This is a genomic window from Methanoregula sp., from assembly GCF_023227875.1.
Lineage (GTDB): Archaea > Halobacteriota > Methanomicrobia > Methanomicrobiales > Methanospirillaceae > Methanoregula.
In genome coordinates this window covers 1-14,732 of sequence record NZ_JALOCH010000025.1, presented here as the reverse complement: position 1 = coordinate 14,732, position 14,732 = coordinate 1, and the positions used below count along the sequence as shown (strand labels likewise).

The 14,732-nt window shown below is 49.2% G+C and carries 12 protein-coding genes; 6 read left to right on the top strand and 6 right to left on the bottom strand.

Annotated features, from left to right (window positions below):
• Positions 1–477 precede the first annotated feature (477 nt).
• Both M0R30_RS14675 and M0R30_RS14670 read right to left on the bottom strand, forming a co-directional pair.
• On the bottom strand, positions 478–2,292 hold the full coding sequence (locus tag M0R30_RS14675) for a KUP/HAK/KT family potassium transporter (protein WP_292548260.1): 1,815 nt from the start codon (positions 2,290–2,292) through the stop codon (positions 478–480).
• A 272-nt stretch (positions 2,293–2,564) separates the two neighbouring features.
• Positions 2,565–3,596 carry an AI-2E family transporter gene (locus M0R30_RS14670; RefSeq protein ID WP_292548258.1) on the bottom strand — a complete coding sequence of 344 codons (1,032 nt, stop codon included), beginning with the start codon at positions 3,594–3,596 and terminating at the stop codon, positions 2,565–2,567.
• Positions 3,597–3,716: 120 nt separating this feature from the next.
• Between M0R30_RS14670 and M0R30_RS14665 the strand changes: the two genes are divergently transcribed.
• Together M0R30_RS14665 and M0R30_RS14660 are read left to right on the top strand one after the other, a co-directional pair.
• Positions 3,717–5,222, top strand: coding sequence for a TrkH family potassium uptake protein (locus M0R30_RS14665; protein ID WP_292548256.1), 1,506 nt, complete (start codon positions 3,717–3,719; stop codon positions 5,220–5,222).
• A 73-nt stretch (positions 5,223–5,295) separates the two neighbouring features.
• Positions 5,296–6,501, top strand: a complete 1,206-nt coding sequence (locus M0R30_RS14660; RefSeq protein ID WP_292548254.1) for a TraB/GumN family protein — start codon at positions 5,296–5,298, stop codon at positions 6,499–6,501.
• Positions 6,502–6,552: 51 nt separating this feature from the next.
• On the opposite strand, the gene M0R30_RS14655 is transcribed toward M0R30_RS14660, so the two are convergent.
• Positions 6,553–6,804 carry a hypothetical protein gene (locus M0R30_RS14655; protein WP_292548252.1) on the bottom strand — a complete coding sequence of 84 codons (252 nt, stop codon included), beginning with the start codon at positions 6,802–6,804 and terminating at the stop codon, positions 6,553–6,555.
• Between the two features lie 268 nt (positions 6,805–7,072).
• Here M0R30_RS14655 and M0R30_RS14650 point away from each other — a divergent pair, with 268 nt between their 5' ends.
• Positions 7,073–7,774 (top strand): hypothetical protein, encoded by a 702-nt coding sequence (locus M0R30_RS14650; RefSeq protein WP_292548250.1) that lies wholly within the window; start codon positions 7,073–7,075, stop codon positions 7,772–7,774.
• A 40-nt stretch (positions 7,775–7,814) separates the two neighbouring features.
• Here M0R30_RS14650 and M0R30_RS14645 read toward each other — a convergent pair whose 3' ends face one another.
• Positions 7,815–9,896, bottom strand: coding sequence for an acetate--CoA ligase family protein (locus M0R30_RS14645; protein ID WP_292548248.1), 2,082 nt, complete (start codon positions 9,894–9,896; stop codon positions 7,815–7,817).
• A gap of 379 nt (positions 9,897–10,275) precedes the next feature.
• Here M0R30_RS14645 and acs point away from each other — a divergent pair, with 379 nt between their 5' ends.
• The 3 genes from acs to M0R30_RS14630 all read left to right on the top strand — a co-directional run bounded on the left by acs (position 10,276) and on the right by M0R30_RS14630 (position 13,350).
• The gene (gene acs / locus M0R30_RS14640) at positions 10,276–12,168 is read left to right on the top strand and encodes an acetate--CoA ligase (protein WP_292548246.1); all 1,893 of its coding nucleotides are present in this window, start codon (positions 10,276–10,278) and stop codon (positions 12,166–12,168) included.
• A 54-nt stretch (positions 12,169–12,222) separates the two neighbouring features.
• On the top strand, positions 12,223–12,783 hold the full coding sequence (locus M0R30_RS14635) for a TATA-box-binding protein (RefSeq protein ID WP_292548244.1): 561 nt from the start codon (positions 12,223–12,225) through the stop codon (positions 12,781–12,783).
• Between the two features lie 192 nt (positions 12,784–12,975).
• On the top strand, positions 12,976–13,350 hold the full coding sequence (locus M0R30_RS14630) for a MarR family transcriptional regulator (protein ID WP_292548242.1): 375 nt from the start codon (positions 12,976–12,978) through the stop codon (positions 13,348–13,350).
• On the opposite strand, the gene rpiA is transcribed toward M0R30_RS14630, so the two are convergent.
• Positions 13,330–14,043, bottom strand: a complete 714-nt coding sequence (gene rpiA / locus M0R30_RS14625; RefSeq protein ID WP_292548240.1) for a ribose-5-phosphate isomerase RpiA — start codon at positions 14,041–14,043, stop codon at positions 13,330–13,332. The two genes, M0R30_RS14630 and rpiA, sit on opposite strands and share 21 nt — an antisense overlap.
• A gap of 69 nt (positions 14,044–14,112) precedes the next feature.
• On the bottom strand, positions 14,113–14,732 hold a 620-nt coding region (gene surE, locus M0R30_RS14620), incomplete at its 5' end, for a 5'/3'-nucleotidase SurE (RefSeq protein WP_292548238.1).

Sequence of the window (14,732 nt, the reverse complement as noted above, 5' to 3'; positions counted from 1 at the left end):
TCGAAAGTCATCAGACTTGAGACAGGAGAAGAACGCATCAGCGTTCTTCGAGTTATCGAAAGTCATCAGACTTGAGACAGGAGAAGAACGCATCAGCGTTCTTCGAGTTATCGAAAGTCATCAGACTTGAGACAGGAGAAGAACGCATCAGCGTTCTTCGAGTTATCGAAAGTCGTAGAATCCCGTCAGATTCACCTCCACAATCTTCTTCGAAGGTCTCGGGTTCATCAGGCCTGAAGTTTGGCATCCACCGCCATTCAGGTTGTCGAGGTTTTGAGAAACCTCTCCGATCTTGAGACAGGAAAAGAGCCATCGGGCTCTTCGACTTGCTTCATCCGGTATGGACGATGCAGTGGAAGTATAGAGAATTTATCTCTATCCAATCTCGCACGTGTGGGGGCCGGTTATCTCACATGATATATCATTTCATCAGACAATTAAACCAGCCAAGACCCCGTATAAGAAAAAACCGGGCGCTCACATATCCACACGTGTCACGACCCCATGGATCTTATCCGATGGCAGCTTGTAAAACTGGACCATTGACGGCGATAACCTTTTGAGGGCTGCAAAGAGTCTCCAGATGAAATGCGTTGTGACAATATCTTCCATACCGTAGAAGATCGTCTTTTCATCGATTTCGGCCTCTTTTAAGATCTTCCCGATATCGACGATTTCCATGTACCCAAGATAGATTTCGAAGATAGAGAGCCCCGGGGTCAACTCACGGGTTACGCCCCATGTTACCCCAAAGGGTTGTTCGGTACGGATGATGGAGATGATGATGTTATCATCGTACATGATAGTGTTCGTGAACATGATCCGCGGGATATACTGGGGAAGTTTCCGGAAGTCGCGGGCAAAGAAAAGTGCCGTGCCAGAGATGCGGTTGACCGATGTATATACCTTGTTGAATTTCGGAAGGAACTCATCCAGCGGGACGGGGGTGAGGGTCGCGGCGAGTTTCTTCTGGCCATTGATGAAGATCATGATGATAATAAACGGGATGGCGGCGATGAGGAGCGAAATGTAGCCCCCGTAGGGGATTTTCTGGAATGTGGCAAACAGGAACGTAAAGTTTACGCACATGATACAAAAAGCAAAGAGCATCTTGACGATCTGCCCGCGGTATGCAAGGATCATCGTGATAAAGATACCCGTGATTGCCATGTCGCCGCTGACTGCGAGACCATAGGCAAGGGTCAGGTTCCCGGAGTTCCGGAAGATCAGGATAACGATGAGAACTGAAAAAAGCAGCAGCCAGTTCATCACATCGATATAGATCTGTGAGCGGAGCTGCGGGGAGGTGTACTCAATGCGCAGGAGCGGCATGATGCGGGTGGTGATTCCCTGGTACACAATAGAGAAGATACCGGAGATCATGGCCTGTGAGGCGATGACCGTTGCCGCGATACTGAGGATCAGGAAGGGGATATATAACATCTGCACCTGGGAAAAGACCATCTCGAAGAGGATATTATGAGCGTCGGGATGGGTCAGGGCAAAGGCGCCCTGCCCGAGATAATTGAGTGTGAGTGCGATAAAAACGATGTACCATGCCCGGATGATAGGCCCGCGGCCGAGTTGTCCCATGTCAGCATAGAGTGCTTCGCTCCCAGTAGCAACGAGAATGACGGAGGAAAGGATCAGGAATCCATCGAGGCCATGGCCGAAGAGATAGTTGATCGCATACATCGGGTTGATGGCAAGCATAACCGCAGGAGCGCTGATGAGGGCCATCATGCCAAACCCTGCGAGAGCAACAAACCAGAGGACCATGATTGGCCCGAAGGTAAATGCTACCCGTTCGGTCCCTTTGGTCTGGAATGAGAACAGGAGGATGGCAATGACCCCGGCAATAATCATCAGCATGGTCTGGGGCGTTGCCTCGAAACCCGGAATGAGCAGCAGCCCTTCAACTGCTGAAAGGATACTGATCGCCGGGGTAATAACACCATCTCCAATAAAGAGCGAGATGCCAACGATCGCCAGGAGCGAAACAAATGCTGCCCGGTTGCCGGATTTTAAGAGGGGGAGGAGTGTCTCCTTAAGCACGATCGTACCTCCCTCGCCTTTCTTCCCGATGTGCATGGCAAGATACGTATATTCGAAGGTCACGAGAATGGTTAATGTCCAGATGACGAGGGAGAGGATACCCATCACATTCTCTTGAGTCGGGGGAATGAGGAAGAAGATCGCGGTCAGGGCATAGATCGGGCTGGTCCCGATATCCCCGAACACCAGCCCCATCGATTTGACAATATCGGGTATGGAAAAAGAGTCCCCAGACATACTTTAATACGTCTCACCAGTGTGACGGATAATCCTTTCTCTTTTGGGCTGAGTTTGTGAAACTACAAGAAGTGGTCATATGTTTACACGGTTTTTTTAAAGAATTTTAAGGAATGTATTGAGAATGCGGCTGTTGATATTGACAGGAAGTTGATTGCAGCTAATATTTTCCAGAGCGAATCTTTTATTGCAATTTTCCGAATGAAATGTATTGATGATCCAACGAGATATCCTTTTTTATTAATGTGAAGGGTGACAGGTATATCATCAGATTATTTTTGATCAGACCTGCTCGTCAAGGCCTGATCTTTCCGGTCCTGTATGTATATCCGATAACTTGTGATAAGAAGGACGACAATTACAGGGCCGAGAACAAAACCGGCCAGGCCCATGGTAAGGAGACCCCCGATGATGCCGATAAACATGATGACAGGGTTGATCTTCACGCGGAGTCCGATAAGGACGGGCCTGATAAAGATCTCGGGCAGGCAGGAGACCCCGAGGTATCCGAGAAAAAACAGGATCATAACTCCATAGATATCACCTATAGTAAGGGCATAGGAACCAATAAGCAGGAATGCGATGGATGATCCAAGAATGGGTACAAGCTCGCAGAACGCTGCAAAGAATGAGTAAAAAAGAACATTTCCATATCCCAGCAGGTAAAAAACCGGGATTGCAATAAAAAACGTCAGCACTGCAATTGCGACCTGTACAACGTAAATCGCGTACAGGGTATCTACTGTAACATCCGACAACCTGCTGACAAAACTGTTGAGGGATTCGGGCATGTGCCCTGTGATCTTCTCTTTTAATTCCTCGCCATGCACAAGAAGGATAAAGATTGTGAAGAAGAAAATGAAGGTCTTGAACAGGATCTGGGTCAGGTTGTCAACCAGTGTCTCTTCGTATCCTACAAGCAGGAGGTTTCCGGTACTCAGCAGGCTGATGAGGCTTGCCTTATTGAGGGGAATACCAAATGCTGCAAGATGTGTATCCGGATTGCTGATCCAACCGGATATCCCGGTAAACATGCTGGTCAGGGTCTGGGCATTTGCGGAGAAGATCGAGAGAGTAATCCAGAGCACAGCCCCAAGTGCACAGAAGATGCCAGCAGTGACGAGTGCCGCCGAGATTGTTGGGCGGGTATGTTGCGTTACCCGGTGGTGGAGCGGGAGGAGGACAATCGCAAGGGACGCTCCGAGCAGGACCATGTCCATAATCGACCAGAAGAGAATAATTGCGGCGACCGTCAGGATGACCATGAGAACAAACGGAAACTGGTCGTTGCGGAACAGTGACATAGCCGGTGATCTACTATTCGGAGTCCGGTGTTAAAAGAATGATTGTATTTTGACTTGCTTCTATTATTCATGAAACGATACCCATAACAATATTACAATCTCAATTTCCATGATTATCTGATGAAGCGGCTTGGGCACCTTGCCATGATTGCACATGATATGGGGCTCATCTTCGAGTTTCTCGGTATTACCTCGCTTCTGCCGTTTCTCGTTCTCGTGATTTTTGGTGAATGGGACCTTTTCCTTCCCATGGCAACCGTCCCGGTGATCTTCATTATCCTGGGATTTGCATTCTCACGTATCCCGTACGAAGATATTGTACCTTCATTCTCTGCAACCCTTTCGGCAGTGGCACTTTCATGGCTGGCGATTGCATTTGTTGGTGCCCTCCCCTTCGTATTTGGCATGCACATGTCCTACACGGATAGTGTTTTTGAAGCAATGGCCGGCTGGACGGGAACTGCATTCACCATAATCCCTTCGCTGGACCAGACTCCGAATACGCTCCTGTTCTGGCGTTCGTTCATGCAATGGATGGGCGGGATCGGGATTATCGTTTTTGGCATATCCCTGCACCGCAAGACCCGTGTCTCTCTCTTCCGGATCTACCGTGCGGAAGGTCGGGAAGAGGAACTGGTGTCTTCGTCAGTTTCAACGAGTCGCAGGATCTGGATGATCTATCTTGTCCTCACCTTCGGCTTTACCGGTCTTGTTATGCTGGCGGGCATCCCCCTGTGGGATTCCCTGAATCTGGTCATGACAACCATCGCCACCGGAGGGTTCACCCTCCATGACGGCGGCCTGTCCTATTACAATAACCCGGTCCTTGAATGCCTTTTAATTCCGGTGATGCTTGCCGGTGCAATCCCTTTCAAAGTCTTTTTCTTCCTGTATCATGGTAAGATTGGCGGCATGTTGCGGGACCGGACGGTCCGGCTCCTTCTCCTTGTCGCATGTCTGGGATCGGTCATAGTCTCCTGCGACCTGTATATCTTTGGAGATATGTCTTTATTATCGGCAATTCGCCAGGGAGTATTTACTGCAGTATCCGGAATCTGCACGTGCGGGCTGCAGAATTCAAATCCTCATTACTGGGCAACAATTCCTCTCGCGATTGTGACCATGATGATCTTCATCGGTGGGGCGATGGGAAGTACCGCGGGGGGAGTCAAGGTGAACCGGCTGGCGCTTGTGTACGAAGGTGTCAAGTGGTGGTTCAGGAGGTTCTTTGTCAGCAGTCGCGTCCTTGTTCCACTGCGGTTTGGGGGAAGAACGCTCTCAAAAGAGAGCTCCGATCTGGCAATATCCAAGAATCTGCTCGTCATCGTCATCTACGTGCTGACTATCTTCATAGCAACGATCATCACCCTTCACCTCTATATCACCTCATTCCGGGTGGAGGAAGTGGTCTTTGAGCTTGTATCTGCTCTCAGTAATGCAGGACTGACCGTGGGTTTTATTGATGAAGCAAGCCCGCCCTCAATCAAGTGGATATTTATTACCCTCATGTGGCTCGGCAGGCTAGAAATTGCTCCGGTTCTCATCATTGCCATGGGCATTTTCAAAGAAATCCGGGATGATGTTATTGCCGATAGCGATACCGGGCAACCGGAACAGATGATATAACTCAACACCATCCTGTTTTCTCCTCACCCTTAATGACCCTGAAGCGCCAATACTATGGAATCAACGGTGATGAATGGCAGAAATTAAAATAATCGGTACGGCCCACGTCTCGCAGGACAGCGTGGACGAGGTCACGGCCGCAATAGATGAATACACGCCGGACGTCGTTGCAATAGAGCTCGATCCTTCCCGCTTTGCCGCGCTGAAAAAACAGGCCCGGGATCCCACGGTCAACGATGTACTCGAAGTCAAGAATTTCAACTCTCTCCTTGTCCAGTGGCTTCTCGCGTACCTCCAGCGCAAGATCGGGCTGGATGTCGGAGTTGAACCCGGTGCGGAGATGAAGGCCGCGATTGTTGAGGCTGAAAAAAGGAATATACCAATCGCTTTGGTAGATCGTGACATTAGAATCACGCTCCTCCGGTTCTGGAATTCACTGGGGATTCTTGAGAAGATCAGGATGTTATGGGCCCTTCTCCTCTCCATTGCGGAGGTTGATGGCGGTGAGGAGATCGATATTGAGTCTCTCAAGAAAGAGGATGTCATCGATATGGTCATGGAGGAGTTCAGGAAGTTTTCCCCGAATGGTGCCCGGGCGCTCATCGATGAGCGGGATGCATTCATCGCGCACCAGCTTGTCCTCCTCAAATCGCAGCTTCCTGAAGGTAAAATCCTTGCAGTAATCGGTGCCGGTCACCGGAAAGGTATCTCGACATACCTTGAGAATCCCCAGACCCTCCCTCCATTTGACGCTCTTACCCGGGAACCGAAATCCTTTCCCTGGGCAAAGGTCTTCGGATTTGCCGTTACGTTCCTCTTCTTCTTCCTGCTCGCCGCGATCGCCTTCTCGGGAGTTGGGTGGAATGCCCTTATTTATGCCTTCCTTTTCTGGGTCATCATCCATGGAATGCTATCAGCGTTTTTCGTCCTGTTAGCCGGAGGCCACCCATACTCGGCACTTACCTGCTTCTGTGTTGCGTGGATGACATCCCTCAACCCGATGCTTCATGCCGGGTGGATTGGGGCTTATGTTGAAGCCCGTGTGCGCAACCCCCCCATTTCGGACTTCCGGAAGATCTACCAGACAGAGTCTATCATGGAGATGGCAAGGATTCCCCTTTTCAAGGTGGTACTTGTCGCAGCACTTGGGAACCTGGGGAGCATGCTGGGGACGATCCTGTATTTTATCTTCATCTTCCCGGTTCTCGGGATTGATCCGGTTGTCGTCATATCAACCGGTATCCAGAATATGTGGGTATGGCTTACCGGATTGATCTGATCAACAAATCTTTTATTTTTCATCGTTTGCATTCAGGCGAGTCGCCATCCGTTAGATCACACATTGCATGCCAGCGATCTCCTTGTTGATCCAGTCCCGTACAATATATTTAATCTGTTCTTTTGTCATGCCATCGTGGTAACGGAAGCGGATCTCCTCTTCAAGCATATCGAGAATGGGTGAAACGAGGGTAAAATAGGATGCAGGACAGGTGACACCTCCGGATTTCTCAACGTGCAGCATCACGAGTTCGTGCAGGTGTTTCATCTCACCGGTCATATCGATAATGCTTTCAAGGGTCATACCAGCCGGGATATCTGATCTGACGCTATCACTTCCTGAAATATCTGTATGATCCTGATCTCTTTCTGAAGTATCGCCCGTGTCCGGTTCGATCATAATCTATTGAATGTATCCGTGTTTACAGGTAATTTTTCCCGCTACGGATATATTTATAAAAAATGATAATCCATACCGGGATTTATGGTTTTATGCGGTACCTGGCCAAAAAGATTAACCTGTGTTGGCACATTTACCTTTTTTAAGAACATTCAGTTAATCTCGTGATACCATGTCAAGTACCGCACTTCTTGTTATTGAAGGTCTGTGGTGGACACCGGAACAAAAACCAAAACGTCCATCAGTCCTCCATTTTCTCGAAGGATTGGAGAGTTTCAGTGGCGATTTTAATATTTACTACGCGAACTTCTATGAAAAGGTCGGGTTTCGCAGGGCGCTCAAAGATGACCTGACAAATACCCAGGAAGACCGTCTTTTCCTGTACATTGCTGCCCATGGTACCGGAAAACGGATCGGAGGATTAACGTCAAAGACCGGCATGAAACTTCCTGCGATGTTCAAGGTTGTAAAAAATGCGGCGAACTACTCCAATATTGAAGGAGTCCTGATTGGCTCCTGCAGTGTAGGGAACAATATTGATGATTTCATCTCGACCACGAAAAATTCCCATATCGCATGGATCTTCGGGTATACCTGTGAAATCGGTTGGATGGCAAGTACACTCATCGATGTCTCGATTTTCGAGCACCTGATGAAACTGAAAAAAAGTGATCTCAGGAACCGGAAGACGATCCTTGATGCGTTTGTCAAGGCGTTAAGACGATTTAATGGAGACTATATTTTCTGCAAACAGAAACGGAGAACTATTCCCCTGAAAAAAGCCATTACGCTCGTTGTCCAGCCACGGAGTCCCGGGGAAAAGGCTCAGGACGAGACAAAAAATCTTCTCGAAAATCTTGGATGGAATAAATAATTCTGGGATCTGGCAACTCGTTAAAAATATACGGGAAATATCAGAGTAAACCCGGTGCCCTGACCCGGAATTTCTGCCAGAGCACGCGTCCCATCACCCGGTAGGTAAAGTCCAGTTCTTCGAAGCTGGGTATATCGTGTTCTTTTAACATGTCCCGTCCGGTATCCATCGAAGCTCCCCCAAGAAGAGTAGCCACGAGCCGGTTCTCGGTTGATGAGGAAAACTTGAGGATCTGCCGGGCCAGCTGTTCAGATGTCAGTACAAGGTTTGGGAACCCGACAATGAATGCAATGTCCCAAAGATCCTTGTGACGTGCGAGCACGGCAAACGTCTTCTCAAACCGTTTCTCGGTAGCATCGCCCAGGAGATCAATGGGATTCCCCTTGTTCCAGAATTCGGGGAGAAATTCATTCATCTCATCAATGACTTCCCGTGGGAGGTCTACCATTTCAATGCCATAGCGTTCCGCATAGTCGGATGAGAGTACGGCAAACCCGCCGGCATTCGTGATAACAACCGCACGCTTTCCTTTCGGGTAGCGTTTCCGGTGCGCAAGCATCTGGGCGGCAAGGAAGGCACCGGTCAGGGTATGGACTGCGATGATCCCGGACTTTCTGAACGCTTCCATATATACATCGTAAGAACCGGAAAGTGAACCTGTGTGTGACGATGCGGCAGCCTGCCCGCGGCTTGATGAACCGGATTTGATTGCAATGATCGGTTTGCATTTTGCTACGTCTGTCGCGACCTCCATGAACGCTTTACCATCAGTGACCTGTTCAATATAAAGGATGATCGCGCGGGTCTTCTCATCCTTCCCGACATACCTGATATAATCTAGGAAGTCCAGGTCAGCCTGGTTGCCGACCGAGATAACATTGGAGAAACCGATGTTCTTTGCCAGGCTCCAGTCAACAACTGTATTGATGATCGCGCCACTTTGTGAGATGAATGCGATGTTACCAGGATTGGGTGACTGGTGGACATAGGTGGTGTCGATGCCGCGTGGGGGGATGATCATTCCAAGGCAATTCGGTCCGATGATCCGTGTACCATGACTCTTTGCAATGGCAACAATCCGCTCTTCCAGTGCCTGCCCGTGTTCTCCCATCTCCTTAAACCCGGCTGTAATGATGATGACCATTGGTACACCTTTGACACCGCATTCTTCTATGACTCTCGGGACATGGATTGCCGGGACAGTAATAACTGCCAGATCGACCGGTGCAGGGATTGCCGTGATGTTCGGGTAGGCCTTCAGGCCCTGGACCTCGGAGCGTTTGTTATTAACCGGGTATAGTTGTCCCGGAAAATGGAGGAGGTTGTGCAGGACAGCGTAACCCATCTTAGAGGAGTCCTGCGATGCGCCGACAACTGCGATGGAGCGGGGGTTGAAATATTCCATTGGTACGGGAGGACGCACTTCTGATATTTCCTGATGGGCTGGTGTATCTGTGATAATTACACGAGCATCAACTGCGAGTGCGCCATGTTCATAGAGCCGGAGCGGGTTGATATCGAATTCAACAATATTCTCGTTTTCAAGGAAGAACCGGTTAACGGCAACAAGCGTTTCTACAAGGGCTTCCTCGTCTTTGGGTTTCATGCCGCGGTATCCGCTGATGAGGGGATATCCATTGATCTCCCGGATCATCTGGCGGATTGTCTCTTCATCAAGCGGAAGGATGCGGAGGGTTACGTCTTTCATTAATTCGACAAGCGTGCCGCCCATTCCGAACGTGATAACCTTGCCAAATGCCGGATCTGTTTTCCCCCCAATAATCAGTTCGAGCCCGGGTTCAGCCTGTTGCTCAATGATGATGCCCTTGATCTCAGCATCATTCCGGTACTTTTTCGCACCCGAAATGATCCTTTCGAATGCTGACACTGCTGCTTCGCGACTCCCGACTCCGACAACAACGCCATCGGCATCGCTTTTATGGATGATTTGCGGGGAGATAATCTTCATAACGACCGGAAAACCGATGGCCTCAGCGGCATCGGCGGCATCGTGAGGTGTCATGACAATCCGGTAGGTGGGTACCGGAACACCATATTCCCTGAGAAGATCATACCCTTCGGATTCGGACAGCATAGTATGTTGCTCGTGTTTTTTTCCCATTCCTGCCTCCAGATCGGACAGTATACAACGGAAACGGATGAACGGGATATCAGGTAAAGAAGTCCCTCATAGGATAGCGTTGATCCACCGTTGTCCCCGGTAATATCTAGAAATCTTACAGGGCAGTTTTAAAGGTTATGGGAGGAAACATCTGGATTTTAGGGATTTATGACTCACTGATTATCGACGCGCGCAAAAAATGCCGAAAAAAACCAAAATTCTGGCCCGGATTCGAAAAATATGCGAGAAGCGCCGCATTAAATAGAAATGCGAGATATAATAACCAGAAACGCGGAATTATTGCCCAGTTTCATCAACCGAAAATGACAACCTTTTTTTTGAATCACTCATTATTAATAGTGTTAAATCGGGGTTGTTCATGGCTGAAGACTTTAATGTCAAACTCACCGACAAGTATTACACGCCCGATCCTTCCTACCGGCAGAACAGCTGGGTGGGGGATTACAACAAGGCATATGCGGAATTTAAGAACGATCCTGATGGGTTCTGGGATCGGATTGCCCGGGATCTCCACTGGTTCACCCGCTATGATAAGGTGAAGGAGTGGAATTTCCCGCATGCCCGCTGGTTCATAGGTGGCAAGACAAACATTACATACAACTGCCTTGACCGTCATGTAATGGGTCCACGCAGGAACAAAGTTGCCCTTATCTGGAAGGGGGAGGACGATTCCGAGCGGATCTATACGTACCGCCAGCTGTACCGTGAAGTAATGAAAGTAGCAAACGGACTGAAAAAACTGGGGGTCTCCCGCGGGGACCGGGTCTGCATCTATATGCCCATGGTCCCGGAGCAGATTATCTCGATGCTGGCCTGCGCCAGGATCGGCGCGGTTCACAGCGTTGTCTTTGGTGGGTTTGGTGCAGCAGCACTCAATAGCAGGATCACCGGGGCCGGCGCAAAGGTAGTGATAACTGCTGATGTCACATTCCGTAGAGGAAAGTCCATTCCCTTAAAACATATCATTGAAGAAGCGATCATCAATGCTCCGACAGTTGAGCATGTCGTTGTCCTCCGACGTGAGCTCCATCAGCCCGTTGAGATCCATCGCGAGATGGAGACAGATTTCTATGATCTTATCAAGGATGTCAGTCCTGATTGCGAGCCTGAAGTCATGGACGCGGAGGACCCGCTCTTCATCCTGTACACGAGTGGATCCACTGGTGCACCCAAAGGGATCGTGCACTCTTGCGGTGGCTACATGGTTGGAGTCTATTATACTACCAAGAATGTCTTCGATATCAAGGATCATGATGTGTACTGGTGTACGGCAGATCCGGGCTGGATCACCGGGCATTCCTATGTGGTCTATGGTCCGCTCCTGATGGGAGCAACCATTGTTGTAACGGAAAATACTCCGGACTATCCCGACCCCGGCGCATACTGGCGCATGGTCGAGGAGTTTGGAGTTACGATCTTCTACACGGCACCGACTGCCATCCGCATGTTCATGAAACTTGGTGAGGAATGGCCAGACAAGTCCAACCTGAGTTCCCTGCGAATTCTTGGATCAGTTGGTGAACCCCTTAACGCGGAGGCATTTGAATGGTTTTATCGCGTGATTGGAAAGAACCGGTGCCCAATCCTGGATACCTGGTGGCAGACCGAGACCGGCATGCATATGATCACGACAATGATTGGGGAACCCATGATGCCGGGTTTTGCAGGCAAACCCATTCCTGGTGTTGTTGCGGATGTCGTGGACAAAGATGGCAAACCAGTCCCACCGGGAACCGGGGGCTTCCTCGCGATTAGTGAGCCCTGGCCTTCCATGCTGCGCACGGTCTACAATGATGACGAGAGGTATAAGAAATACTGGAACACGATTCCTGGATTCTATGCGGTAGGCGATCTTGCGGTCAAGAACAAGGACGGCTATATCATGGTGCTGGGGAGATCGGATGATCTCATTGTCGTTGCCGGACACAATATCGGCACTGCGGAAGTTGAGAGCGCGCTGGTCTCGCATAAATCTGTGGCTGAATCAGCGGTTATCGGCAAACCGGATGCAGTCAAAGGAAATGTCATCAAGGCATTTGTTATCCTCAGAAACGATCACGCTCCCAGTGATAAGCTGAAAAACGAACTTCTTTACCATGTCCGAATTACCCTGGGGCCGATTGCGATGCCATCAGAGATTGAATTTGTCACCACGCTCCCGAAGACCCGCAGTGGCAAGATCATGCGTCGTGTCCTGAAGGCAAAAGAGATGGGGATAGACCCTGGTGACATATCAACACTGGATGAATAAATGTCCGGGATATGAAACCAACTTTTTAAATACTGTTTTGTGACATTTATAAATATGAAGGTCAGACCAGAAGACTCCCTCAAGATCGAAAATATCGTTGCCTCAGCAAAGGTAACTGATTATCTGGATCTTCCCGCTCTTGCATCCCAGATCAAGGATGCCGAATATAATAAGAAGCGGTTCCCGGGTGTGGTCCTCCGGATGCAGAACCCGAAGATTGCGGCGCTGGTATTTGGATCCGGTAAAGTTGTTCTCACTGGCGCAAAGAGCATCGACAGCCTGAGCAAGGGACTTAACATTCTCGGGAACCTCCTGCGCAAACAGGGAATCGATATCCCGAAGAAACTGGAATACAAGATCCAGAATATTGTCACTTCTGCAGATCTTGCCACTGCGATCAATCTCAATAAAATTGCTGTTGGTTTCAACCTTGACCGGATTGAATATGAGCCGGAACAATTCCCTGGTCTTGTATATCGCCTTGACAATCCGAAAGTCGTTGTACTGCTTTTCGGGTCCGGCAAACTGATTATCACCGGGGGTAAGGTGCCGGAAGATGCCAAGAAGGCTGTCGTCAAGATCCTTTCAGACCTGCGAAGTCTGGGGCTTATGTAATTAATTTCATCTATCCTGAAATACGATTTTCTTTAATATTTACATTTTATAAAGTGATTTTGTTATGCAGAGGATCGAAAGGATTTTTCGTTATATATATCTCACGTTCATTGCATGCCAATAACAGAGCCTATATATCATATTTTGGATAATTATACTGTATAATTTTTTAAAAAGAGATGGATGTGATGCATGAGAACTGAGAATGTTATGTACTTTACCGAGAAGGAAGAAGAGTTTGCCAACCTTCTCATTGAGATTGGAACGAAGCGTAATGTGGCGAAAGTCCTGGTTTTTCTCGCGAATACACCGGAAGCAACATCGCGCGCAATCGAGCGTGGGACTGATCTCCGGCAACCAGAAGTCAGTATTGCAATGCGCTACCTGATGGAACAGGGCTGGATCTCCAGCAGGGAGAGTAAGGCTGAAAGTAAGGGCCGTCCGGTGAAGATCTACGAACTTGCCAAGCCAATCAATCAGATCATGGACAGTATCGAGAAAGAGAAGAAGAAAGAAGCCAACAACCAGCTGGCTCTCGTGCAGAAGTTACGGAACTATATCCGTTGATGTAATTATCCTACAATCTTTTTCATTGCCAACGATTACTGTGGTTTTCTCTGTAAATCCACAGAATAATCCACTTTCAACAACACCGGGAATCCGTGCGATCGTAGTTTCAAGGTTCGCAGGGTTGGGTATCTCAGTAAACGAGCAGTCAATAATGAAATTACCGTTATCAGTGATCACCGGGCCGTCCTTTTTTACGCCCTCCCGTATTTTCGGTAGGCAACCAAACTCGCGCAGCTGGTTCATAACCGGGCGTACCGCAAATGGGATCACTTCAACGGGAACCGGTGCACTCAAGCGGGGGACGACTTTTTGTTCATCGACAACAACAATAAACCGGAATGCGGCGGCAGCAACACATTTCTCTCTTGTGTGGGCGGCCCCCCGACCCTTGATCAGATTCAGGTGGGGATCGACTTCATCTGCACCATCGATTGCAAGGTCAATGACCGGACAATCATCGAGCGTAGTGAGGGGAATTCCGTACTCCCGTGCCCGTATTGCTGTCTGGTAAGATGTCGGAATACCGGAAACCCTGAGTCCGTCCCGGATACGGGCAGAGAGCCGCTCGATCATATAGAATACTGTTGATCCGGTGCCAAGACCGATCACCATGTCATTTTCCACCATGTCTGCGGCCCGGAAACCGGCCGCAGTTTTCTCCGCCGTTAGGGTGCGTGCCTTCTCGTCCATGCTAGTGAAACGTATCAGTGCGGGAATTATTAAAAACTGGTGATATCGACGCGGAGGATCAAATTTTAATCAGGAAGAAAAAATTTTCCGGATCTCATCATTCGCTGCGTGCGCTGTGCAATCGAGAGTTATCGGAGTTACAGAGATATTTCCCTTCCGAACTGCATGGACATCCGTCCCTTCTTCTGCATCCTCAACGAGAGGTCCGTTGATCCAGAAATACGGCCTTCCTCGTGGATCGAGTCTCTTCTCAACACCTGTATGGAAGAGTTTTCTCGCGAGCCTTGTCACTTCGTAGCCGCCCTTCACCGAAGAGGGAATATTTACATTGATCACATCTGCGCTGGGACAGAACCCTTTTTCCAATACACGTGAGACAACGTCACGCACGATCTTCTTTGCTTCGTTAAAACGCTGGCCGTGCGTACGGGGGTCGTCAAACTTGTCTCCCTGGTCCTCTACCTGGAGCGAGAACGCGATCCCTTTCGTGCCCTGGTTGGATGCCTCCAGCGCAGCACCTGCCGTGCCTGATGTCATTATAGACTCGAATGAAAGGTTTTCACCGATATTGATCCCGCTCACAACGAGCGTGGGGTTGAGCTTTAAAGCATATAACCCGATGATTACTGAATCTGTGGGTTTTCCAGCAACCGACCATGCACTCTGTCCGTTTATAATCACCTGGTTAG

Coding starts and splice junctions, on each gene's coding strand:
- M0R30_RS14675 (WP_292548260.1), bottom strand. CDS start 2,292: ATGTCTGGGGACTCTTTTTCCATACCCGATATTGTCAAATCGATGGGG.
- M0R30_RS14670 (WP_292548258.1), bottom strand. CDS start 3,596: ATGTCACTGTTCCGCAACGACCAGTTTCCGTTTGTTCTCATGGTCATC.
- M0R30_RS14665 (WP_292548256.1), top strand. CDS start 3,717: ATGAAGCGGCTTGGGCACCTTGCCATGATTGCACATGATATGGGGCTC.
- M0R30_RS14660 (WP_292548254.1), top strand. CDS start 5,296: ATGGCAGAAATTAAAATAATCGGTACGGCCCACGTCTCGCAGGACAGC.
- M0R30_RS14655 (WP_292548252.1), bottom strand. CDS start 6,804: ATGACCCTTGAAAGCATTATCGATATGACCGGTGAGATGAAACACCTG.
- M0R30_RS14650 (WP_292548250.1), top strand. CDS start 7,073: ATGTCAAGTACCGCACTTCTTGTTATTGAAGGTCTGTGGTGGACACCG.
- M0R30_RS14645 (WP_292548248.1), bottom strand. CDS start 9,896: ATGGGAAAAAAACACGAGCAACATACTATGCTGTCCGAATCCGAAGGG.
- acs (WP_292548246.1), top strand. CDS start 10,276: ATGGCTGAAGACTTTAATGTCAAACTCACCGACAAGTATTACACGCCC.
- M0R30_RS14635 (WP_292548244.1), top strand. CDS start 12,223: ATGAAGGTCAGACCAGAAGACTCCCTCAAGATCGAAAATATCGTTGCC.
- M0R30_RS14630 (WP_292548242.1), top strand. CDS start 12,976: ATGAGAACTGAGAATGTTATGTACTTTACCGAGAAGGAAGAAGAGTTT.
- rpiA (WP_292548240.1), bottom strand. CDS start 14,043: ATGGACGAGAAGGCACGCACCCTAACGGCGGAGAAAACTGCGGCCGGT.